General features: G+C 71.2%; 23 protein-coding genes. 13 read left to right on the forward strand and 10 right to left on the reverse strand.

Going from position 1 to position 22,804, the window contains the following annotated elements; genetic code table 11:
* Positions 1–18: 18 nt before the first annotated feature.
* From ACWCQM_RS15155 to ACWCQM_RS15180, 6 genes are all read right to left on the reverse strand, one after another.
* Positions 19–858, reverse strand: coding sequence for a TIM barrel protein (locus ACWCQM_RS15155; RefSeq protein ID WP_450915741.1), 840 nt, complete (start codon positions 856–858; stop codon positions 19–21).
* 157 nt (positions 859–1,015) lie between these two features.
* Positions 1,016–2,446, reverse strand: a complete 1,431-nt coding sequence (locus ACWCQM_RS15160; RefSeq protein ID WP_450915742.1) for a cellulose binding domain-containing protein — start codon at positions 2,444–2,446, stop codon at positions 1,016–1,018.
* A gap of 56 nt (positions 2,447–2,502) precedes the next feature.
* The gene (locus tag ACWCQM_RS15165) at positions 2,503–4,050 is read right to left on the reverse strand and encodes a beta-N-acetylhexosaminidase (protein ID WP_450915743.1); all 1,548 of its coding nucleotides are present in this window, start codon (positions 4,048–4,050) and stop codon (positions 2,503–2,505) included.
* 65 nt (positions 4,051–4,115) lie between these two features.
* Positions 4,116–4,955, reverse strand: coding sequence for a carbohydrate ABC transporter permease (locus tag ACWCQM_RS15170; protein WP_450915744.1), 840 nt, complete (start codon positions 4,953–4,955; stop codon positions 4,116–4,118).
* Complete coding sequence (locus ACWCQM_RS15175; protein WP_450915745.1) at positions 4,952–5,920, reverse strand: carbohydrate ABC transporter permease; 969 nt, start codon at positions 5,918–5,920, stop codon at positions 4,952–4,954. The genes ACWCQM_RS15170 and ACWCQM_RS15175 overlap by 4 nt, the downstream gene beginning before the upstream one ends.
* A gap of 100 nt (positions 5,921–6,020) precedes the next feature.
* Complete coding sequence (locus tag ACWCQM_RS15180; protein WP_450915746.1) at positions 6,021–7,286, reverse strand: extracellular solute-binding protein; 1,266 nt, start codon at positions 7,284–7,286, stop codon at positions 6,021–6,023.
* 249 nt (positions 7,287–7,535) lie between these two features.
* On the opposite strand from ACWCQM_RS15180, the gene ACWCQM_RS15185 reads away from it, so the two are divergent.
* From ACWCQM_RS15185 to ACWCQM_RS15225, 9 genes are all read left to right on the forward strand, one after another.
* Entirely contained in the window at positions 7,536–8,375 is an 840-nt protein-coding gene (locus ACWCQM_RS15185; RefSeq protein ID WP_450915747.1) for a GntR family transcriptional regulator, read from the forward strand.
* 90 nt (positions 8,376–8,465) lie between these two features.
* Positions 8,466–8,717, forward strand: coding sequence for a hypothetical protein (locus ACWCQM_RS15190; RefSeq protein ID WP_073748564.1), 252 nt, complete (start codon positions 8,466–8,468; stop codon positions 8,715–8,717).
* Positions 8,714–9,091, forward strand: coding sequence for a helix-turn-helix domain-containing protein (locus ACWCQM_RS15195; protein WP_450915748.1), 378 nt, complete (start codon positions 8,714–8,716; stop codon positions 9,089–9,091). Before ACWCQM_RS15190 ends, ACWCQM_RS15195 begins: the two co-directional genes overlap by 4 nt.
* A gap of 153 nt (positions 9,092–9,244) precedes the next feature.
* Complete coding sequence (uraD, locus tag ACWCQM_RS15200; RefSeq protein ID WP_450915749.1) at positions 9,245–9,766, forward strand: 2-oxo-4-hydroxy-4-carboxy-5-ureidoimidazoline decarboxylase; 522 nt, start codon at positions 9,245–9,247, stop codon at positions 9,764–9,766.
* Between the two features lie 5 nt (positions 9,767–9,771).
* Positions 9,772–10,164 carry a hydroxyisourate hydrolase gene (gene uraH, locus ACWCQM_RS15205; protein WP_450915750.1) on the forward strand — a complete coding sequence of 131 codons (393 nt, stop codon included), beginning with the start codon at positions 9,772–9,774 and terminating at the stop codon, positions 10,162–10,164.
* Positions 10,165–10,170: 6 nt separating this feature from the next.
* On the forward strand, positions 10,171–11,094 hold the full coding sequence (gene pucL, locus ACWCQM_RS15210; protein WP_450915751.1) for a factor-independent urate hydroxylase: 924 nt from the start codon (positions 10,171–10,173) through the stop codon (positions 11,092–11,094).
* Positions 11,095–11,159: 65 nt separating this feature from the next.
* Positions 11,160–12,560: a nucleobase:cation symporter-2 family protein gene (locus ACWCQM_RS15215; protein ID WP_450915752.1), complete on the forward strand. Its 1,401-nt coding sequence runs from the start codon at positions 11,160–11,162 to the stop codon at positions 12,558–12,560.
* A gap of 45 nt (positions 12,561–12,605) precedes the next feature.
* Positions 12,606–14,003 (forward strand): 8-oxoguanine deaminase, encoded by a 1,398-nt coding sequence (locus tag ACWCQM_RS15220; RefSeq protein WP_450915753.1) that lies wholly within the window; start codon positions 12,606–12,608, stop codon positions 14,001–14,003.
* Positions 14,004–14,233: 230 nt separating this feature from the next.
* Positions 14,234–15,691 (forward strand): nucleobase:cation symporter-2 family protein, encoded by a 1,458-nt coding sequence (locus ACWCQM_RS15225; RefSeq protein ID WP_450915754.1) that lies wholly within the window; start codon positions 14,234–14,236, stop codon positions 15,689–15,691.
* A gap of 67 nt (positions 15,692–15,758) precedes the next feature.
* On the opposite strand, the gene ACWCQM_RS15230 is transcribed toward ACWCQM_RS15225, so the two are convergent.
* Positions 15,759–16,631, reverse strand: a complete 873-nt coding sequence (locus tag ACWCQM_RS15230) for a chitosanase (protein WP_450915755.1) — start codon at positions 16,629–16,631, stop codon at positions 15,759–15,761.
* A gap of 38 nt (positions 16,632–16,669) precedes the next feature.
* A complete protein-coding gene (locus ACWCQM_RS15235; protein WP_450915756.1) occupies positions 16,670–17,473 on the reverse strand; it encodes a chitosanase in 804 nt (267 codons plus the stop codon).
* Between the two features lie 65 nt (positions 17,474–17,538).
* Between ACWCQM_RS15235 and ACWCQM_RS15240 the strand changes: the two genes are divergently transcribed.
* Positions 17,539–18,222: an alpha/beta fold hydrolase gene (locus ACWCQM_RS15240; protein ID WP_450915757.1), complete on the forward strand. Its 684-nt coding sequence runs from the start codon at positions 17,539–17,541 to the stop codon at positions 18,220–18,222.
* Here ACWCQM_RS15240 and ACWCQM_RS15245 read toward each other — a convergent pair.
* A complete protein-coding gene (locus tag ACWCQM_RS15245) occupies positions 18,212–18,862 on the reverse strand; it encodes a TIGR03086 family metal-binding protein (protein WP_450915758.1) in 651 nt (216 codons plus the stop codon). The two genes, ACWCQM_RS15240 and ACWCQM_RS15245, sit on opposite strands and share 11 nt — an antisense overlap.
* Positions 18,863–18,979: 117 nt before the next feature.
* Here ACWCQM_RS15245 and ACWCQM_RS15250 point away from each other — a divergent pair, with 117 nt between their 5' ends.
* Complete coding sequence (locus ACWCQM_RS15250) at positions 18,980–19,972, forward strand: fibronectin type III domain-containing protein (RefSeq protein ID WP_450915759.1); 993 nt, start codon at positions 18,980–18,982, stop codon at positions 19,970–19,972.
* 16 nt (positions 19,973–19,988) lie between these two features.
* On the opposite strand, the gene ACWCQM_RS15255 is transcribed toward ACWCQM_RS15250, so the two are convergent.
* Positions 19,989–20,594: a GOLPH3/VPS74 family protein gene (locus ACWCQM_RS15255; RefSeq protein WP_450915760.1), complete on the reverse strand. Its 606-nt coding sequence runs from the start codon at positions 20,592–20,594 to the stop codon at positions 19,989–19,991.
* Positions 20,595–20,761: 167 nt separating this feature from the next.
* Between ACWCQM_RS15255 and ACWCQM_RS15260 the strand changes: the two genes are divergently transcribed.
* A complete protein-coding gene (locus ACWCQM_RS15260) occupies positions 20,762–21,355 on the forward strand; it encodes a QsdR family transcriptional regulator (protein ID WP_450915761.1) in 594 nt (197 codons plus the stop codon).
* A gap of 90 nt (positions 21,356–21,445) precedes the next feature.
* Positions 21,446–22,795: a hypothetical protein gene (locus ACWCQM_RS15265; RefSeq protein ID WP_450915762.1), complete on the forward strand. Its 1,350-nt coding sequence runs from the start codon at positions 21,446–21,448 to the stop codon at positions 22,793–22,795.
* Positions 22,796–22,804 lie beyond the last annotated feature (9 nt).

The following is a 22,804-nucleotide window of genomic DNA, read 5'->3' on the forward strand; positions in this document are numbered from 1 at the left end:
TACGTGGGGCGGGGGCCCTCAGCGGGCCGGCCGGTGCTCGGCGGGGAGCCAGTCGAACGCCTCGGCGCTCGGCCGGTCGCCCGGCTTGTACTCCAGGCCGACCCGGCCCTCGTAACCGGCCTCGGCCAGCTCGTCGAGGAGCCGCTCCAGCGGGAGCGAGCCGGTGCCGGGCGCGCCGCGCCCCGGGTTGTCGGCGATCTGGACGTGGCCGGTCTTCGCGGCGTACGCCTTGATCACCTGGCTGAGGTCCTCGCCGTTCATCGACAGGTGGTAGAGGTCCAGCAGGAACGTGGCGTTGCCCAGTCCCGTCGCCTCGTTGACGCGGTCGACGACCTCGACGCCCGCAGGTGCGCTGACCAGCGGATAGTGCGGCGACTCCGTGTCGTTGAGGGTCTCGATCAGGAGGGTCGCGCCGACCCGGTGGGCGGCGCGGGCGGCCAGGACGAGGTTCTCCAGGGCGAGTTCGTCCTGGACGGCCGGGTCGACGCCCTCGACGCGGTTGCCGTACAGCGCGTTGAGCGCCGTGCAGCCGACCGAGGCCGCGAAGTCCGCCGCCACGTCGATGTTCGCGCGGAAGCGCTCCGACTCCTCGCCGGGCAGCGAGAGGGCCCCCCGGTCCGGGCCGGGGAGCTCGCCCGCGTAGAAGTTCAGCCCCACCAGCTGGGTGCCCGCGTCGTCGAGCGCCTTCTTCAGGGCGTCGAGCTCGGCCTGCGCGGGGGTGGGGGTCTCGATCCAGGGCCACCAGAGCTCGACCGCGGTGAAGCCCGCGGCGGCTGCCGCCGCCGGGCGCTCCAGGAGCGGGAGTTCGGTGAAGAGGATGGAGAGGTTCACATCGAAGCGCTGGTCCGAGTAACCCATCGTGCGCTCCTTCCGTATCGCGGAAGTTAGTTTCTGCTTAACGGAAGATTGCCTGGCGGGTGGTGAGGCTGTCAAGAGGCGAACCGAATCCCGGACACACGGAAGCGGGGTGGAGGCCGGCTCGCCCTCCACCCCGCTCACGCTCACCCGTGCCTGGTCAGACGGCCGGCACCGTGTCCTTGAACGTCGTGCCCGCCGCCCGGTACCCGCTCACCAGAGCCGACACCTGGGCGGGCGAGAGGACCTGGTCCTTCACGTGCAGCACGTAGTCCACCTGCTGGTCGTACGAGCGGGGAGTGGTGCTGGTCTGACCCGCCAGATCGATCAGCCACTGGTTGAAGTTGATCGACATGGGCCGCTCGGGGAGGTAGGCCCCGCCGTGCGTGCCGAAGGGCTGCCCGTCCACGTAGTACGTGATGGCGTTGCCGTCGATCGTCACCACCAGGTCGTGCCACCCGGCGTAGCTCACGCGCGCCTCGCTGTGCTGGTTGACGGCCTCCCAGGGGTCGGGCCGGTAGGTCTCCCAGGACGTCGTGTAGAGGATGTTGGACGGCTCGCCCCAGCCGCCGTTGGGCAGGTACTCGAAGTCGTACTCCGCGTAGTCGTCCGCCATCGGCGCCTTCAGGTCGTTGATCGTGAAGAAGGTCTGGACGAGGTGGTCGCCGTCCGGGCCCGACCTCGGGGCGTCGCTGAACTTCACCCGCGCCGCGTAGGTGCCGTTGCGGAACTTCATGGACTTCGTGAGGATCTCCGTCTGCACCGTCGAGGCGCCCGTGCCGGCGGTCGACGTCTCCAGGTTCATCACCGAGTTGCCGCTCTGGCTGCCGAAGGTGACGTTCTCGGGAGCCCAGACCGCGCCAGGGACACCCGGGCCGCCGGAGTTCGACCGGACGCTCCAGCCGTTCGCCGCGATCCTCGGGTCCGTGTGACCGGAGTAGTTGAAGTCGTCGAACAGCGTGGCTCCGTCGGCCGGCGGGTCGGTGGGGGGATCGGTCGGATCGGTCGGTCCCTCGCCGCCCGGAGCCTCGCCCCAGGCCGTGACCCCGCCCAGCCGGGCGGTGACCCGGGACCAGTCGGCGTAGCTGCTCCGCTCCGCGCCGAACGAGTAGTCGTCGCTCTGCCTCAGCGACTGCCAGTCCGCACGGTGGAAACGCAGCTGCATGTCCCCGGTGTCCGCACCCGGGGCGAGGCTGCCCGCGCCCGCGGTGAAGGCGATCTCCAGATACCGGTCGGCGGTGGCGGTCGGGGTCGGCAGGGTCCCGAACGTCCCGGTGATGTTCGCGCAGCCCTTCACCGCCCAGGAGCAGGCGAAACGGTACGCGGCCGAGGCGGAGTCGGCCTTGAAGTAGTACCGCACCTTGACGTCCGACAGCGGCACGCTCGCGCTGCCCGTGTTGCGGACCTTCAGCCACGGCTCGCTCTGGTCGGCCGTCGCCCCGGACGCGCTCGTGCGGTACTGGACGACGAGCCCGCCCGCCGCCGCGGCACCGGCGGTCGCGGGCAGGGCGGCGAGGGCCGTGCAGCCCAGGGCCAGGGTCATGGCGGCGGCCGACGCCGCGCGGATACGGCTCCTGCGGAATGTCCTCATGGCGGTGTTCCTCTCCGGAACGGTGGGGGATGAGTTACCGAGGGGTCGCGCTGTACCTAGGGCCCCTGGAGCACGGTCGCCAGGGACCGCGCGGTGAGAGGCCGGTACCGGACGCCGAGGGCGTCCAGCCGTTTGGTGTGGTGGCGCAGTCGCTCGACGAAGCCGGTCCAGTCGCTGCGCCCGCCGGACCAGGCACGGTCCGCCAGTGCGCACAGCCGGGGGTAGGCCAGGTACTCGATCTGCTCCGGCGTCGTCACGTACTCGGTCCACAACTGGGCCTGGGTGCCCAGGACACGGGAGGCCTCCTCGGGACCCGAGCCCCGGGGCACCGGTTCGCCGGCGTGGACCGCGTGCAGGGGGACGAGCACGCCCTGCTGGCCGGGCGGTTCGTCCGGGTCCGTGGACTGGGCGTAGTCCAGGTACGTCGCACGGTGGTGCGTGGTCACGACCTGGTGGCCGCGCCGGGCCGCCGTGAGCGCGTGCGCGGGGTCGCGCCACGTCATCACCGTGAATTCCGGGGGAAGTCCGCCGCCGGTCTCGGCCCAGCCGGCCGGCCTGCGGCCCCGCTCCACGAGGAACGAGCCGATCCTGGCCATGAACCAGCCGTGCAGAGCACCGGGCCCGGGGAGCCCCTCGGCCGCCGCGCGCTCCAGGGCCGCCGGGCTGCTCTCCCACTCGACGGTGGGGCACTCGTCGCCGCCGACGTGGACGTACGGGGAGGGGAAGACCTCCATGACCTCCTCCAGCACGGTCCGGCAGAAGTCGAAGACCTCCTCGTGGACGCCGAGCACGGTGTCGCAGACACCCCACCTGGTCCAGACGTCGAGCCGGCGCTCGGGCCGGTTTCCGAGCGAAGGGTAGGCCGCGAGGGCGGCGCGCACATGCCCCGGCATCTCGATCTCCGGCATGACGGTCACCCCCCTCTCCCGCGCGTAACGGACCAGCTCGCGCAGTTCCGCCTTGGTGTACGCCCCCGAGTGCGGCACGCCGTCGGACAGCGACTGCGCCCGGTGTCCGCCGACCGAGGTCAGCCGGGGGAAGGCGTCGACCGGCATGCGCCAGCCCTGGTCGTCCGTGAGGTGCAGATGGAGGACGTTGAGCTTGTGCAGCGCCATCAGGTCCACGTAGCGGCGCAGGTAGGAGACGGGCTGGAAGTGCCGGGCGACATCGAGCATCGCGCCGCGCCAGGGGTGTTCGGGCACGTCGCTGATCTCGACGCACGGCAGCTCCCAGGGCCCCTCGCTCCTGCCGCCCGACAGCGCCCCGGGCGGCAGCAACTGCCTGATGGTCTGGATGCCCCGGAGCAGACCGTCCGGCCGGGCGGCCCGCAGCAGCAGGGCGTCCGGCCCGACGGTGAGGCCGTATCCCTCGTCGCCCAGCCCGCCGAGCTGCGGGTCGAGTGCCAGGACGACGCGGCCCTCCGGTGACGGGGGAAGGGGGAGCCCGGTCGTCGGACCGAGGAGCGTCCGCAGCAGCCCGGCCGCCGCCTCCGCGCCCGGAAGGGCCCGTACGGAGGTGTCCTGGCCGAGGGTGAAGCGGCCGGGGCGCGGCGAGAGCTTGCGGGGGCGGGGGACGAGGGAGAGCTCGGGGCGTGATGCGGGCACGGGGGCCTCCGGGTTCGGTGGGTCGGGCGGTTCGCGCGGACGGGTTCGCGGGGCGCCCGGCGGGCTCAGCCCTTGACCGCGCCGGCCGCGAAGCCGGAGGTCACATGGCGCTGGAGCAGCAGGAAGATCACGAGCGCGGGCAGGGCGAAGAGCGTCGAGGCGGCCATGGTGGCGCCCCAGTCCGTGCCGAAGGTGTTCTGGAACGAGGAGAGCCAGACGGGGAGGGTGCGGTTGTCCTGCTGCTTGATGATCAGGAAGTTGGCGTAGGCGAACTCGTTCCACGCGGTGATGAATCCGAACAGCGACGTCGCCATCAGGCCGGGGGCGAGCAGCGGCAGCGCCACCCTGGTGAACGCGCCGGTGCGGGTGCAGCCGTCGACCTGGGCGGCCTCCTCCAGTTCGGGCGGGATCGTGGCCAGGAACCCCCGCAGGACCACGATCGTGAACGGCAGCGTGATCATGAAGTAGACGAGGGTCAGGGTGGGCAGGCGGTCCAGCATGTCCGTGTCGCGCGAGATGATGTACACCGGGATGATCAGCGATTCCCAGGGCGCCATCTGCGCCACGAACACCAGCAGCAGGAACTGCCGCCGGCCCTTCCACCGCAGGCGTGCCACGGCGTACGAGGACCCCAGCGCCACGACGAGGGAGAGCAGCACCGCGCCCAGCGTGACCAGGACACTGTTGCGCCAGAACAGCTCGAAGCCGTCCGCCTGCACGGCCTTGCGGAAGTGGTCGAGCGTCCAGGTGTAGGGCACCAGCCGGGGCTCGGAGGACTGGATGTCCCGGGAGGGTTTGAAGGCGGTCGAGACCATCCAGTAGACCGGGAACAGACAGACCGTCACGGTCACGACGGCGGCGGCGTTCAGCGGGACCCGCCGGAGACGGGTGCGCAGCGGAGTCATCGGAGGTCGTCCTCCTGACGGAACATCTGACGGAAGTAGGCGACCAGCACCCCGGACATCAGGACCACGGTGATCATCGACGCGGCGGAGCCCAGGTCGTAGCGCTGGCCGGAGAGCGCCGTCTGGACGGCGTACACGGGCAGGATGGTGGTGGCGTCGCCGGGGCCGCCGCGGGTCATCACCCAGATCTGGACGAACGCCTTGAAGGTCCAGATCACCTCCAGGGAGAGGACCAGCATGAAGATCGGCCGCAGCATCGGGAACGTCAGCGAGCGGAAGATGCGGGGACCCGAGGCCCCGTCGAGCCGCGCCGACTCGTACAGCTCGGCGGGGACGGTGGTCAGGGCGGAGTACAGGGTGACCGCGGCGAACGGCACGGACTGCCAGACGATGAGCAGGACCAGGATCGTGAAGGACGCCGTGCCGTTCGCGAACCACGGGTAGCGGTCGAAGGACCCGAATCCGAGGCCGGTGAGCGTCTGGTTGACGATGCCGAACTCCGAGTGGAACAACCACTGGAAGACCGTCGTGGCCGCGACGACCGGCATCGCCCAGGCCAGCACCAGGGAGCAGAGCACGACGGTCCGCCCGACGCGCCCGAGCCGCTCCGTCATCAGGGCCACGAGGGTCGAGATGACCATGATCAGCACGACGTTGACGGCCATGAAGACGAAGGTGCGGCCGGTGACCTCCCAGAAGCGCTGGTCGGACAGGAGCGTCCGGTAGTTCCGCAGGCCGACGAACTCGGCGTCCCCGCTGATCAGCTGGCGGAGCCGGAAGTCCTGGAGGGAGATCACCACCGCCCGCACCAGCGGGTAGACCAGCAGATAGAGCATCCCGCCGATCGCGGGGGCGATCAGGGCGTACGGCCAGAAGCGGTGCGAGGTCCGTCCGGGCCGCCGCCCCGGAGGTGCCTTCGGGGGACGGGTGACGCGTGGAGCGGGCCGTTCGCGTACAGCCGGCACGGCGGGCCTCCTCTCGGTGACGGGTGACGGGTGACGGGTGACGGGGCGAGGGGGTGAGGGGGTGAGGGGGTGAGGGGGTGAGGGGAGGCGGACCGGACGGTCAGGAGCCCGCGGTCATGGCCCGGGTGATGTCCGCGGAGGCCTTGGCCGCCTCCTCGGCGGCGTCACCGCCGGTGAGGACGGCCGTCATGTAGTCCTTGATGGGGTTCTCGGCCTCCACGGCCGCCCAGCCCGGGGTGTTCGGCGTCGCGTGCCCGTTGGCCGCGCCGACCGCCATCGCCGAGGCGCCGGGGTCACCCGCCACCGCCGAGGCGAGGGTGGTCCGGTTGGGCACGTAGCTCATGGCCACCGCGAGCTTCTTCTGCCAGGCGTCGCCCGTCAGTTCCCTGATGAACGTCACCGCCGCGTCCGGATGCCCGGCCGCCGCGGGCACGACCAGATCGGAACCGCCGGTGAACACCGCGCCCGGGGTGCCCGCCGTCTTCCCCGGGATCGGGAAGAAGCCCAGCTTCCCCTTCAGCCCGGGGTTCTTCTCGACGACCACGTTGGCACCGCCCGGGGTGGAGATGACCTGGGCCACCTGCCCCTGCGCCATCACCTCGGCCTGCGGCGGATCGTCCTCGTCGGAGTCCCTGGGGCCCTTCCCGAGCGCCTGGAGCTGCGCGTAGAAGGCCATGCCCCGCTGCGCCTCGGGTGTGTCGAGCGCGCCCTTCCACCGCCCGCCGGACTCGGTGGCGAGGTCCCCGCCCTCGTCCCAGACGAAGCCCGCCAGCGCGTACCAGAGCTGGCCCGGCAGGTAGATGCCCTGGGTGCCGCCCTTGTTCAGCTTCGTGGTGGCGGCGATCCACTCCTCGCGCGTGGTGATCTTCGCGGGATCGACGCCGGCCTTCTCGAAGAGGTCCTTGCGGTAGATCACGACCCGGTTGGCGGCGTAGTACGGGATGCCGTACTGCTTGCCGTCGTACGAACCCGGCTCCGCCAGGCCCTTCAGCCAGTCGCCGCCGTTCAGTTCGTCCTTCCTGTCGCTGAGGTCCAGCAGCCCGCCGCTCTCGGCGAACTGCGCGACCTGCGTGTTGCCCGCCTCGATCACGTCCGGGGCGTCGTGGCTGGCCAGTGCGGCGGTGATCTTCTGGCCGATGCCGTCCCACTCCTGGATCTGGATCTTCACGTCGATGTCCGGGTGCGCGGCCTCGAATCCCTCGGTGAACTCCTTCTGGAACGCGGCGGAGACGCTGTCCCGCATCAGCCAGACATCGACCGTCGTCACGCCCCCGGCCCCTTCGGCGTCGTCGGCGCCGGAGCTGCAGGCAGTGAGAGCGGCGGCCGTCACGAGCGCGGACACACCGGCAAGCAAGCGGTACTTCACGGTTCACCTCAACGGGAGCAGAGACCTGACCACCTGACCAGTGAAGTCCACTGGACAGCTCACCTCTTAGTGGTGGATGAAGGTGGCATAGACCAATGGGGTCGTCAAGCCCCTCTGTATAAAGGGATATTGGCCGATCCGGATCCGCCGTCCCCCTGTTCATGCCGTGCGAGGTGGCTAGAATCTCCCTGACCAGTAGACATCGATTGCTCAACTGGTAAAGGGAGCAGAACGCGCGGAGGGAAGAGCATGAAAGCCGACGTACCGGGGACGGTGCTCAAGCGGGAGCGGGCGCGTGACGCGGTCCTCGAGCTGATCGAGAGCCGGAGCCCCGGGGACGCCATCCCGTCCGAACGGGCCCTGTGCGCCCTGCTCGACGTGTCCCGGCCCACCCTGCGCGCCGCCGTCGACGAGCTGGTGGCGGCCGGGCTGCTCGTACGGGAGCACGGGCGCGGGATGTTCGTGGCGCCGGAGAAGATCACCCAGGAGCTGGTCTCCGCCGACCTCTCCCTGAGCCTGCCGCAGGCCGCCGGGGCGTGGTCGAGCAGGCTGCTGGAGTTCACGACGCTCCCGGCCGGCGCCCGGGTGGGCCGCAGGCTGCGGATGTCGCCCGCCGAGGACATCGTGTACGTCGCGCGGCTGCGCCTGGTCGACGGTGCGCCGATGGCCATCGAGCACCTGCACATCAGGGCCGCCCTGGTCCCGGGCCTGTCGGCGGAGGAACTGGAGGACGGTGATCTCTACGAGCATCTGCGCCACACCCACGGGGTGCACGTGCGCGAGGCGGTCCAGGCGATCGAGCCCACCGTCGTCACGCGCGCGGAGGCCCAGCTCCTGGAGGTCCCCGAGCTGTCCCCCGCGCTGCTCTTCGAGCGCCTGACCTCGGACACCGCCGGGGTGCCCGTGGAGTACGTCCACTCGCTCTACCGGGGTGACCGCTACCGGATCGTCTCCCGGCTGGCACTCGGGCCCGCCGCCACCGCACCGCTGGTCAGGGACGGGCACCACCCGGGGATCCCGCCCGGGGACTTCGCGCACGGGGACCCCATCGCGTCGTCCACCCGGGGGGACATCCAGGCCGGAGGGTGAGGCGCGGGCCCAAGGCTCCGGGGGCCCGTGCCATAGGGTCGGGGCGAGCCGTGCGAGCCGACGGGCGCGGCGGGACATGAGGGAGGCAACGTGCGCTTGAGGGTGGAATTCACCACCGAGCCCTTCGATCTCGACGAGGCACCCGCCCACGCGGTGGTGGCCCGCGAGGTGATCCAGACCGCCGATCTGGACGCCGTGGACGTGGGCCCCTTCGGGAACACGGCCGAAGGGGGCGCGGACCAGGTCCTCACCGCCGTGGACTCCCTGCTGCGCAAGGCCCTGGCCTCCGGCGCCACCCGGGTGTCCCTCCAGCTCAACGTGATCGGGGAGGACACCCCGTGACCGAACCGACCGATCACCCCCTGGTCGCGGCCGTGAAGCCGCTCGTCGACGCCATGGGGGCCGAGCTGCTGAGCCCCGAGCAGGCCGCGGCCGACGACGTCGTGCTGGCGTGGGAGGGCACGGACGTCATGGCGGTGCGGCTCCCGCAGCTCTCCGAGTCGCTCGACCACATCCTGGCCGCCATGGAGCGGCGGCACGGAATGCCGCTGTCCGACCTGGACCGCAAGGCCAAGCAGGGTGTGGTGCGGTCCCTGGAGGCGCGTGGCGCCTTCGCCGTGCGGCACGGGGTGGAGACCGTGGCCGGAGCCCTCGGGGTCAGCCGCTTCACCGTGTACAACTACCTGAACAGGGACAATGCCGCCAAGGGTGAATAGCCCCGCGTAAGCGGTCCAATGCCGTCGCCCGGGGGACCGGTCGGCGGCATTCTCTGTTCGTGGAATTTCAACAAACTGTTGACGTCGTGTTGTGAAGGGCGTTAGCTATCCGCAGCCCGACAACGCACAGCGAAAACAGCCACGGAGGCTCCCGTGACTTCGAGCTCCACACCGGGCCTCGCCCGGTTCAACACCCTGGCGGCCGACGAGGCCGCAGCAGCGCTGCACGAGGTGTGTGCCAGTGCGAAGTGGGGAAGCCTCGTTCTCGCCCATCGGCCGTACGCCGGCACGGAAGCCCTCCTCTCGGCGAGTGACGCCGCCATGGCGGAGCTCTCCGCGCAGGACCTGGCCGAAGCGATGGCCGGCCACCCGCCGATCGGCCGCCCCAAGCCCGGGGACCCGGCCTCCGCCCGTGAGCAGCGGGGGATGGCCGGTGCGTCCGAGGAGCTCAGGGCCGAGATGCTCGAACTCAACCTGGCCTACCAGGAGCGGTTCGGACACGTCTTCCTGATCTGCGCCACCGGAGCCACCGGTGAGCAGATGCGCGACGCGGTGAAGGCCCGGACCGGGAACTCGCCCGAGCAGGAGCGCGAGATCGTGCGCACCGAACTGGGCAAGATCAACCGGATCCGGCTGACCCGGCTCGTACAGGACTCTCCAGAGCAAGGAGCGTGACGGTCTTGAGCACCGACACCACCGCATCGGTGTCCACCCACATCCTGGACACCAGCATCGGCCGCCCCGCGGCAGCCGTCACCGTGTCCCTCGCCGCACGCGGCAGTGCGGACGCGGACTACGTGACGCTCGGCGGTTCCGCGACCGACGCGGACGGGCGCTGCAAGGACCTGCCGGCCCTGCCGGAAGGCACCACCCACGTACGGCTCGTCTTCGACACCGAGTCGTACTTCACCAGCAAGAAGCAAGCCGAGGCGCAGCAGGACGCCCCCCGCGTAAGGGACAGCGGCGCGTTCTTCCCGGAGGTGGCGATCGCGTTCGCCGTCACCCCGGGCGAGCACTATCACGTACCGCTGCTGCTCAACCCGTTCGGCTACTCCGTTTACCGAGGGAGCTAGCAGACAATGCCCACGATTCTCGGCCAGAACCAGTACGGCAAAGCAGAGAACCGCGTCGTCAGGATCACGCGGGACGGCGACACCCACCACATCAAGGACCTCAATGTCTCGGTCGCCCTCTCCGGCGACATGGACGACGTCCACTACTCCGGCTCCAACGCCAACGTCCTGCCGACCGACACCACCAAGAACACGGTGTACGCCTTCGCCAAGGAACACGGCATAGAGTCCGCCGAGCAGTTCGGCATCCACCTGGCCCGGCACTTCGTGACCTCGCAGGAGCCGATCAAGGTGGCCCGCATCAGGATCGAGGAGTACGCCTGGGAGCGCATCGCGACCTCCGACGGCAACTCCAGGTTCATCGGCGCCGACGAGGTCAAGCATTCCTTCGTCCGCAAGGGCCAGGAGACGCGCACCACCCAGATCACCTACGACGGCGAGAAGTGGGAGGTCGTCTCCGGTCTCAAGGACCTCACGGTGATGAACTCCACCAACTCCGAGTTCTGGGGCTACGTCAAGGACAAGTACACGACGCTCAAGGAGGCGTACGACCGCATCCTGGCGACGGACGTCTCCGCCCGGTGGCGTTACAACTGGACCGACGACGAGCAGCGCATGCCGAACTGGGAGAAGTCCTACGAGCAGGCGCGCAAGCACATGCTCGAAGCCTTCGCCGAGACGTACTCGCTCTCGCTCCAGCAGACCCTCTACCAGATGGGTTCGCGCATCATCAACAGCCGGAGCGAGATCGACGAGATCCGCTTCTCGCTGCCCAACAACCACCATTTCCTCGTGGACTTGGAGCCCTTCGGCCTCAAGAACGACAACGAGGTCTACTTCGCGGCCGACCGCCCGTACGGCCTCATCGAGGCGACCGTACTGCGCGACGGCGTCGAGCCGAAGATCCCGGTCGACATGACCAACCTCTGACGCGGTGCTGAACCGGCCCCCGTCCCCAGCGGGCACGGGGGCCGGTCATCCCGGAGGGAAAATCCATGGCACAGCCTGCAACGGGGCCGGCGAAAGGCCCATGTACAACCCCACCGACCGCTGCCGGCACGGCAGTTCATCCGGTGGACGAAAAGCTCCCGCCCTCGCGGCTCGTCCCCGCCGCACTCCAGCACATCGCCGCCATGTACGCGGGCGTCGTCACCCCTCCGCTCATCATCGGACAGGCCGTCGGACTCGACACGGCCGGCATGACCCGTCTGATCGCCGCGAGCCTCCTGATCGCCGGACTTGCCACCCTCCTCCAGACCCTCGGCGCCGGGCGCTTCGCGGGGAACCGGCTGCCGTTCGTCAACGCCGCGTCCTCCGCGGGCATCGCCCCGATGCTCGCCATCGCCGAGAACACCGCGCCCGGCCACCAACTCCCCGCCATCTACGGGGCGGTGATCGTCGCGGGCGTCTTCTGCCTCGCCGTGGGACCCTTCTTCGGACGGCTGCTCCGCTTCTTCCCGCCGCTCGTCACCGGCGTCGTCATCACCCTCATCGGCGTCACCCTGATGCCCGTGCCGGTCGGCTGGGCGCAGGGAGGCGATGCGACCGCCGACGACTTCGGCGCCATGAAGTACCTGGCGCTCGCCGCCTTCACCCTTGTCGTCATCCTGCTGATCCAGCGCTTCGGACGCGGCTTCGTCAAGCAGACGGCCCTGCTCGCGGGCATGTTCGCCGGCACGCTGGCCGCCGTCCCGTTCGGACTCGCCGACTTCTCCGCGCTCGGCTCCGCTCCCGTCGCCGCCCTGCCCACGCCCTTCTCCTTCGGCGCGCCCGAGTTCCAGCCCGCCGCGATCCTCTCGCTCTGCATCGTGATGCTCGTGCTGATGACGGAGTCCTCCGCCGGCATGCTGGCGCTCGGCGAGATCTGCGAGCGGCGCACCGACGGCGCCACCATCACCAGGGGTCTGCGCACCGACGGAATCGCCACCCTGCTCGGACCGGTCTTCGGCGGTTTCCCGACCAGTGCCTTCGCCCAGAACGTCGGCGTCGTGACGCTGACCGGGGTGCGCAGCCGCCACGTCGTCGCCGCGGCGGGCGGAGCCCTGCTGGTCCTGGGCGCCTTCCCCGTGCTCGGGGCCGTCGTCTCGCTCGTCCCGATGCCCGTGCTCGGCGGAGCCGGCATCGTCCTGTTCGGCTCGATCGCGGTGAGCGGCATCCGGACCCTGGCCGAGGCCGGACTCGACGACAGCTCCAACATCGTCCTCGTGGCGGTGGCCCTCGGCGCGGGCATCGTCCCCCTCGCGGCCCCCGGCTTCTACGCCGGATTCCCGTCCTGGGCGCAGACCGTGCTCGGCTCCGGGATCAGTGCGGGAGCGCTCGTCGCGGTCCTGCTCAACCTGTTCTTCCATCATCTCGGCACCCACAGCCGCAACGCTGTGGCACTCAAATCCTCCTAGGGTCCTGCCGTGCCCACATCGCCCGAGACAGAAGAGGGAAGCACCATGGCAGCTTCGGCGGATCCCAGGACCACCCAGCGCACCGTCATCGAGAACTGCGCGATCGCCACCGTCGACGCCCACGACACCGAGTACGCCTCGGGGCACGTCGTCGTGGCGGGCAACCGCATCGAGTCCGTCGGCGCGGGCAGAGCACCGGAGAACCTCGAAGGCGTCGTCCGGCGCGTCGACGGCACCGGCCACCTCGTCACGCCTGGCCTCGTCAACACCCACCACCACTTCTACCAGTGGATCACCCGGGGCCTCGCCACCGACCACAACCTCTTCGACTGGCTGGTCGCGCTCTACCCGACCTGGGCGCGCATCGACGAGCCGATGGTCCGGGCGGCAGCGCAGGGCTCCCTCGCGATGATGGCCCGCGGCGGGGTCACCACCGCGATGGACCACCACTACGTCTTCCCGCGCGGCTCCGGCGACCTGTCCGGCGCGATCATCGGGGCCGCCCGTGACATGGGCGTACGCTTCACCCTCGCCCGGGGCTCCATGGACCGCAGCGAGAAGGACGGCGGACTGCCCCCGGACTTCGCGGTGGAGACGCTCGACGGGGCGCTCGCCGCGACCGAGGCGACCATCGACGCACACCACGACGCCTCGTTCGACGCGATGACACAGATCGCCGTCGCACCCTGCTCGCCCTTCTCCGTTTCCACCGAACTGCTGCGCCAGGGCGCTGAGCTGGCTCGCCGCCGCGGCGTACGGCTGCACACCCACGGCTCGGAGACCGTCGAGGAGGAGCAGTTCTGCAAGGAACTGTTCGGGATGGGCCCGACCGACTACTTCGAGTCCACGGGCTGGCTCGGCGACGACGTGTGGATGGCCCACTGCGTCCACATGAACGACTCCGACATCGCCGCCTTCGCCCGCACCGGCACCGGCGTCGCGCACTGCCCGTCCTCCAACGCCCGCCTCGCCGCGGGCATCGCACGCGTCCCCGACATGCTCGCCGCCGGAGTCCCGGTCGGGCTCGGCGTCGACGGCACCGCGTCCAACGAGTCCGGCGAACTCCACACCGAGCTGCGCAACGCCCTCCTCATCAACCGCCTCGGCGCCCACCGCGAGAAGGCCCTGAACGCGCGTCAGGCGCTGCGCCTCGGCACGTACGGCGGAGCGAGCGTCCTCGGCCGTGCCGACCAGATCGGCTCCCTGGAGCCGGGCAAGCTCGCCGACCTGGTGCTGTGGAAGCTGGACACCCTCGCCCACGCCTCCATCGCCGACCCGGTGACCGCCCTGGTCTTCGGCGCGGCGGCCCCGGTCACCCTCTCCCTCGTCGACGGCAGGCCCGTCGTCGAGGACAGCCGGCTCATCACGGCCGACGAGGACGCCATCGCCCGCGCCACCCGCGACGAGGCCCGGCGCCTGGCGCAGATCGCCGCAGGAGCCTGACGCTCCGCACCCCCCATGACAGGCCGGCCGAGGGGGACGGCCCTCGGCCGGCCGCAGTGGACCCGCAGGGTCCGCAGCAGCCTGCCCGGGTGCGCGTACGCCCTGTACGCGCACCCGCGCAGGTGAGCTCCACGCTGCCCGCACCAGCTGCACGACCTGCACCAACGCACCACTCAGCACCACCTCCCTGACACCCACGTCGCCCGACGTGTACCCGACCGGAGGAAGCCGTGGCAGCTACGCCCAGGTTTCGCAAGAACGCAGTCGACGGAAAAGCAGTCGAAGGAAGCACGCCGGAGGGAAGCGGACCGGAAGAGAAGCATCCGGTCGACGAGACGCTCCCGCCCCTCAGGATGTTCACCAGCGGCCTCCAGCACGTGGCCGCGATGTACGCGGGTGTGGTGGCCCCGCCCATGATCGTCGGCCCCGCCGTGGGCCTCAGCGCCAAGGAGACCGCCTTCCTCATGGGGGCGAGCCTCTTCACCGCGGGGATAGCCACCCTGCTCCAGACGCTCGGCTTCTGGCGCATAGGCGCCCGGCTGCCGTTCGTCAACGGCGTCTCGTTCGCCGGTGTCACCCCGATGATCGCGATAGGCAAGGACCGCGGCCACGACGGCATCGCCGTCATCTTCGGAGCGATCATCGTCGCCGGTCTGCTCGGCTTCGTCCTCGCCCCGTACTTCTGCAAACTGGTGCGGTTCTTCCCGCCCGTCGTCACCGGCACGGTGATCACCCTGATCGGTGTCTCGCTGCTGCCGGTCGCCTTCAACTGGGCCCAGGGCGGCAACGCGACCGCCGACGACTACGGTTCGACGACGAACATCGTGATGGCCGCCGTCACCCTCGTCATCGTCCTGGCCCTGCGGAAACTGCTGCGGGGCTTCCTCCAGCAGATCGCGATCCTGCTGGGCCTCGTCGTCGGCACCCTGATCGCGATCCCCGCCGGCATCACCGACTTCGGGGCACTGGGCGACGCCGACCTGGTCGGCTTCCCGACGCCGTTCCACTTCGGCGCACCGCAGTTCGAGGTCGCCGCCATCATCTCGATGTGCATCGTGATGCTCGTCTGCATGACCGAGTCCACCGCCGACATGCTGGCCCTCGGCAAGATCGTCGGACGCCCCGCCGACGAGCGGACCATCGAGGGCGGGCTCCGCGCCGACACCCTGGGCAGCGCCATCAGCCCGCTGTTCAACGGCTTCATGTGCAGCGCCTTCGCCCAGAACATCGGACTGGTCGCCATGACCAAGGTCCGCAGCCGGTTCGTCGTCGCCGCGGGCGGCGTCATCCTCGTCCTGCTGGGTCTCGTCCCCGTGGCCGCGTCCGTCATCGCCCTCGTACCGCTGCCGGTGCTCGGCGGCGCCGGCATCGTCCTCTTCGGTTCCGTCGCCGCGAGCGGCATTCAGACGCTCGCCACCGCCGCCCTGGAGAAGGGCGAGAACGCCCTGATCGTCGCGGCGGCCGTCGGCGTCGGCCTCATCCCGATCGCCGCGCCGGACTTCTACCACGCCTTCCCCGAGGACCTGCTCGTCGTCCTGGACTCGGGCATCTCCACGGGCTGCGTGGTGGCGATCGTGCTCAACCTGGCCTTCAACCACTGGGGCCGGAGGCCGGACGAGGACCCGGAGGCCGGGGCCCCGGCCGACGAGCTGCCGAAGGACCCCATGGCGGTGCCCGTCGCCCACTGAACGGCCGGTGCGCGTACGCCGCCCCTTCACGGGGAGCGCGTACGCGCACCCGTGTGCGGCCGGGCGGTCAGCCGATGTGGAAGCTGTCGCCGTAGACCTTCCACTCCAGCGGCGGGTCCAGGTCCATGTTCCGCTCGCGCAGGAAGACCCGCTGGGCCGTGTCCACGCGGCTGGTGTCCGAGTGGGCCTCCTCCCGCTTCATGGCGCGGACCCGCACGTCCAGGAACGCGTTCAGAAAGGCGGCCTCGTCGCCGCCGAACGACGGCGGCCGGGCCTTCTCCAGCGCCGCCCGCCGGATGCCGCCGAAGCTGTCGGCGTCGTCGCCCTCGCCGTGCATGACGGCCGCGTCGTAGTACACGAACTGGCCGAGCGTGCCGAGACCGTCCTTCCTGGCGGCGCGCACCGCCGGATCGAAGTACACCCGGTCGCGCTCGTCGCGCTGTGCCTTCCGGAACGACGCGCCGGAGGCAGCCTTCACCCAGTCCCGGGTGAAACCGGGGTCGAGCCCCTCGTGGGAGTCGGTGCCGTCCACCTCCCGCAGCGCGGGCAGGTACGTCGCGAGTACGTTGCCCGGTTCGCGCTCGGTGTGGCGCCGGACCAGCTCCAGCATGTCGCTCGTCCCGGAGCAGAAGCCGACGATCCCGGCGGTGTAGCCGCGGCCGTCGCCGATGTCCTCGATGTAGGCGTACTGGGCTTCCCAGTCCAGTGTGGAGTTCTCGGCGCTGGACACCAGCTGCATCGCGATGTCCTTCTTCACGGGGTCGTCGAGCCCGGACGTGGCTGCCTCCTGGAGGTGAGCGGCCGGCACCGTGGGGACGCCGGCCTGTGCGGTGAGGGGCGCCGCGGCGAGCGCGAGCCCGATGATCGTCGAGGCGGTACGGGCGAGGCGCCTTTGCCGGGCCGTGTGGCGGCGAGCGGTGCCGGTGTGGGGGTGGTGCACCAGTCCTCCCGGAGATCTCTTCCCCGCCGCGGCGGGGTTCAGCCCCCGTCGATGCGGAAGCTCTCGCCGTACACCCTCCATGCCAGAGGTGTCTCCAGCCGCAGTTTCCCCTCGCGCACGAAGACGCGTTGCGCCGTTTCCACCCGGCTGGTGTCGCTGTGGGAGGGCTCCTCGCGGATCGCGGCCACCCGGGCGTCCAGGAAGGCGTTCAGATACGCCTCCTCGTCGCCGCCCTCGGACGGCGGGTCCGTCTCGGCGACGGCCTGGGCGCGGATCGTACGGAAGCCGACGGTGCCCGGGGTGTCGGCGTAACCGTGCATCACATAGGCGTCGTAGTAGATGAACTGGCCGAGCGCGCTCAGCCCGTCGGCCTCGGCCCGCTCGACCGCCGGATCGAAGTACGCCGAGTCGCGCTCCGCGTCCTGCGCCGACCGGAACGCCGGGTCCGCCGCCGCCTTCTTCCAGGCACCGGTGAAGGCGCTGCCCAGCCCTTCGTGCGAATCCGTGCCGTTCACCGCGCGCAGCGCCGGGAGGAACCCGGCGAGCGCGTTCCCCGGGCGCTTCGCCGTATAGCGCTCCACGACCTTCAGCAGGTCGCCGGTGCCGGAGCAGAACCCGATGATCCCGGCGGTCCAGCCGCGGCCGTCGCCGATGTCCTCGATGTAGCCGTACTGGGCCTTCCAGTCCAGTGTGGAGTTCTCGGCGCTGGACACCAGCCGCATCGCGATGTCCTTCTTCGCGGGGTCGTCGAGCCCCTTCTCGGAGGTGTCGGAGCCCTCACCGGAGCAGCCGGTCAGGACGAGGGCCGCGACGGCGGCGAGGACGAGACATCTGTGCTTCACGCACCAAGCGTGCCAGGCCGGGGGGCCGGGTCCGGCAGCCGTCCGGCGCCTGTAGCGTTCGGGACATGGAAGATCAGTCTGTTGTGGATGTCGGCGACGTGCGGCTGGCGTACCGGACCTGGGGGGAGTCGCTCGGCTCTCCCGTCGTGCTGCTGCACGGCCTCGGCGGCTCGTCGGCGAACTGGGAGGCGGCCGGGAGCCTGCTCGGCGAGGACTGGCGGGTGTACGCCATCGACCTGCGCGGCCACGGCGAGAGCGACTGGCCGGACGAGTACGACTTCGAGCTGATGAGGGACGACGTCGCGGAGTTCCTGGAGGCCTGCGAGATCGACCGGGTCGGCGTCGTCGGCCACGGGATGGGCGGAGTCGTCGCCTGCATGCTCGCCGAGGAGCACCCGGACCGGGTGGAGCGGCTGGTGCTGGTCGAGACACCGCCGCCGTTCCGGCCCGACGAGCCCGCCCAGTTCGTCCCGGAAGGCCCGGTCGACTACGACGAGAACGCCGTGCCCGCCGTCATGGCGCAGATCAACGACCCGGACCCGGGCCTGGAGGAGCAGCTCGGCCAGATCGTCGCCCCCACCCTGATCCTCGCCGGCGGCCCGGAGAGCACCATGGACCAGGGACGCCTGGCCGACATGGCCTCCCTGATCCCGGACTGCCGGCTGGTCACCCTGGGCGGCGGCCACCGGCCGCACGAGCGGGACCCCGGTCAGATCGCGTCCCGCGTGACGGAGTTCTTCACGAGCTGATCCCCGAGGTGCCGCCCCCCGGCGCCCCGGGCCCCGTGCCCGGCCGCCAGTCGGGCCGCCGTCCGCTCAGCGCGATCACCCGGTCGAGCAGCGGCGCCCCGGGCGGGACGGGGACCGGCGGGCCGAAGATCGCGTCCGGGCCCGACCTGTCGTCGTCGCCCGGGGCGAGCAGCACCTCCGACGCGCGCAGACTCTCCTCGTCCGCCCGGAACTCCTGCCCGGTCGCCCTGGCCAGGTCCCAGCCGTGCACGAGCAGCTCGTTCCTCGCGACCGCCCCGGCGATCCGGCCCGGCAGATCGACCCCGCCCGCCTGGGTCATGCCCTCCAGGGCGTCCGGGGAGCGCCAGGCCGCCACCAGCTCGTCCAGCAGCTCAGGCATCGTCCCGCGCCAGTCGCCGGGCAGCACCGGGAGCGCCGAGCCGGGGGAGGTACCGGTCGTCGGGCCCAGTTCCTTGCGCCCCGCGTCGCGGAAGGCGACGGTCAGCCCCAGCAGATGGCCGAGCAGCTCCCGCACCGAGTAGCGGGGGCAGGGCGTCGGGCCGGCCAGCTGCCGGTCGTCCACGGAGCCGAGCAGCTCCCGGACCCGCCGTGCCACCGGTTCGAGATCGAGTCCGGGCGCGGTGCCGTTTCGTGTGTCCATACCCTTCAGACCGCTCCCGCGCCCGGAACTCATCGCGGACATTGCGGAACGTTCCGATCCGCCCCCTTGTGGCGGGCCCCACCCGCATGGCATATAGGTCTGGACCATTGCTGTCGGATGGAAGGCATCACCGTGCAACGCCCCCACGCACGCACCGCGTTGACCTGCTCCGCCGCCCTGCTCCTCGCCGCACTCACCGCCTGCGGGGGTTCCGCGGAGGCGGACACCGGAAAACCGACGGTCCCCGAGGGGGTGACGGCACAGGCGGGCAGCGCCACCTCCGTACACGTCATGTGGGAGCGCGCCTCGGACAACGAGGGGATCGCCGGCTACGACGTCTACCGGGAGGGGAAGAAGGCCGCCTCGGTCGACGCGGCGAAGCTGATGACCGACATCGACGGCCTCACCGCCTCCACGGCCTACTCCTTCACCGTCCGGGCCCGCGACGCCGCGGGAAACGTCTCCGCGCCGAGCGCCGCCGTCCCCGTCACCACTCCCGCCGCCGCACCCGCCGACGAGGAACCCCCGACCGGGCCCACGAAACTGCGGGGCACGGCGGACAGCGGCCGGACGGTCTCCCTGTCCTGGGGCGGCTCCACGGACGACGTGGGCGTGACCTCGTACGACATCTACCAGGAGGACTCCAGGATCCACAGCGTCCCCGGCACACGCACCACGGCCCGTATCGGCGGGCTGCGGCCCGGCACCGTCTACACCTTCACCGTCCGCGCCCGCGACGCGGCCGACCGCTCCTCACCGGACAGCAACGCCCTCGACCTCACCACTCCGTCAGCCCCCGGCGACCCCGCGAGCACGGCGCCCACCGGGCTGCGGACGAAGCTGACGGCCGAGGGCACGGAGTTCCTGGTCGACCTCTCCTGGGACCAGCCGGACACCGGCGGCACCATTCCCGCGTACCAGCTGTTCCTGAACGGGAAGCAGACCACCACGATCGTCTGGGGCGGTACGCCGCCCAAGGGCCGCGCGACGTACCGGCTCACCCTGAGCGACCCGCCGGGCACCCGCTACTCGCTCAAGATCCGGCCCAAGCTGCCCGACGGGAAGTGGGGTGACTTCTCGGCCCAGCGCACGGTGGTGCTGGGCGGCTGACCGGAGGCCCGGCCGGTCACGGGCCGCGCCAGAGGTTGGCGAAGGCGGAGTTCTCGATGTTCCGCCGCTGGCGCACGGCCTCCAGCTCCATCACAGCGTCGTGTACGGCGGCCACCACCGTCGCGACCGCCTCGTCGTCGAAGCCGCTCTCCTCGCCGGAGTTGCCGTCGTCGATGCCCACGGCCGAGGCGAGGGCGGCCAGCACGGGTTCGCCCGACTCCCGGCGTCCGGCCGCCCGGCGCCGGCCGGGCGTATCGGCCGGTTCGACCCGCTCCGGACCGAAGGGCGAGCGGCCGCTGCGCTTCCGCGTCAGCTCGCCGTCCTTCTCCAGGCCGGCCTGGTACACGGCCGAGAGGCCCTCGCCCCGGCGCCACAGCCAGTCGTCGATCCGCTCGTGGGGCGGCTGCCGGGTGAGCCCGGCCGCGGCGTCGCCGAGGAGCGCGTCGTCCGGCGTCCGGGGCTCGCCCGGCACGATCCGGTCACCGTCCACGGTGACGGCCCCCGCGCCGATGAGATCGATCAGCTCGGCTCCCGCGAGCGCGAGCGACAGGTCACCCTGCCCCACGGCGTGCTCGGGCCGCGGGTCCAGGGTGATGATGAACAGGTCCTTCGCCGTGGTCATGAACGGCTCCCCTCGGAGGCATCGACTCAAGTGCGTCCCACCGGTCCCGTGCGGAGCCGGTGCGCGGCGGGGCGACCGTCACGATCAGTATCGCCCCCGGGAGCGCCGGCGCGCTAAGGTACCGGCCCCCGGCGGCTGCGCCGGAGTCGTCGGAGGAGGCGGTCGGCATGCGGGACGCGCGGCCTTCCCGGCGTGTCGTCACCCGGGGCCATGTCGTGCGCGGAGCCTGCCGGTTCTTCCTGCGGCACGGCACCGTGGACATGGACGCGCTCGCGCAGGACCTCGCGATCAGCCGGGCGACCCTGTACCGCGTGGTGGGAAGCCGCGACGCGCTCCTGGCCGACGTGCTCTGGGAGCTGGCCGACCACCTGCTGGAACGGGCACGGCTGCGGCGCACCCGCGCGGGCGTGGACGGGGTCCTGGAGATCACCCGGTACTTCGTCGGAGCGCTGCGCGGCTCCGCCCCCTTCGAGGACTTCCTGCGGGACGAACCCGAGACGGCGCGGCGCCTGCTGACCGGCGGCCGTGTCCACCGGCGGGCCGTACTGGCCCAGCGGAGCATCCTGCTGGAGGCGGGGGAGAGAGACCGCCTGTGGCCCCGCTCGGGCATCGACGATCTGGCGTACCTCTATGTCAGGGTCGTCGAATCCACCCTGTACGCCGAGCTGTTGAGCAGCCGCAGACCGGACCTCGCCCTGGCCGAACGCACTGCCCGCGCCGTGCTCCAGCAAACCCGCGGGACCTCGCCCCGCGCGAGCTGAGACCGCCGTCTCAGCCTCGGTCCCGCGACTGGCGGGACTTTCGGCACCGGCCGTAGCTTCCCCTGCGACGACGGCAACTCGGAGGACACGATGACCGGTTCACAGCCGGCCCTGACGGGCCGGGCCACGCTGCTCGCTCTGTTTCTGGCACTCGTCGCAGCACTCGCCGCCCCGTCGGCCCCGACCCGGGCCGCGGCCGTGCCACGCGCCACGGTCAACCCCGTGATCTTCGTCCACGGGCAGGAGGGCTCGGCCCAGCAGTGGCAGGCGCAGGCCAAGCGGTTCTCCAGCAACGGCTACCGCGACGACCTGCTGTACGTCCATGAGTACGACACCTCCATCGCCACCGACGACCACGCGATCGCCGGACTCGAGGCACTGGTCGACTCCGTCCGGGCACGTACCGGCGCTTCCCAGGTCGACCTCCTGGCGCACTCGCGCGGGACACGGGTCGCGCAGGCGTACCTCTCCGTGCCGGAGCGGGCGGCGGAGGTCGCGAAGTACGTGAACCTGGACGGCCGTACCGCCGCCGCGCAGCCCGGCGGGGTGCCCACCCTGGCCATCTGGAGCAGCCTCCAGCCGAACGGGTCGATCGGCGGCGCGGTCAACGTCCACGAACCGCAGGCCGGCCACACGGAGAGCGCCACCTCCGCCGAGAGCTTCGGCCACATCTACACGTTCCTCCGGGGCAGGGCGCCGCTCACCACGCGCGTCCTGCCCGAGCCGCCCGCCTCCGTCGTGATCGAGGGGCGCGCCGTGCACTTCCCGCAGAACAAGGGCCTCCCGGGCCGGCTGGAGGTATGGCGGCTGGACCCCGCCACCGGAGCCCGTGCGGGTCTTCTGCCGCAGCACGTGGTGAAGACGGGCGCGGACGGCGCCTTCGGCCCGCTCGCGGTCGGCGGACGCGGGCACTACGAGCTCGCCCTCGTCCGCTCCGGCGAGCGCACCAACCACTTCTACTTCGAACCCTTCGAGCGCGACGACCGTTTCGTCCGGCTGCTCGTCTCCCCGCCGGGCGGGGTCGCGGACTCCATCGACGCGTGCCCGGGACAGACGGCGCTCACCGTGGTCCGCGCACGCGAGTGGCGGGCCGGCACGGCCGACGACGACCGGCTCCGGATCGGCGGGACCGATGTGCTCAACCCTGCCGTGTCCCCGCAACTCCGGCAGATCCTCGGCCTGTTCGCCTTCGACAAGGGGTGCGACGGGGTCAGTCACCTGGACGCGGCACTGCCGCCCTTCGACCGCGTACCGTTCCTGACGGCGACCGACCTGTCCCTCCCGGCCGACGAGCGGGGCAGGGGGTCGATCCCGGTCACGCAGACGATGCGCGGGACCGGCGGGGTGGACGAGACCCTCGTGGTGCCGAACTGGCCGTCCGACCGGCACACCGTGTCGCTGCTCTTCAAGGACTACGTGGACATCCCGTCCGGCGGGTGAGCCCCGACG

The organism is Streptomyces sp. NPDC002125 (assembly GCF_053593715.1).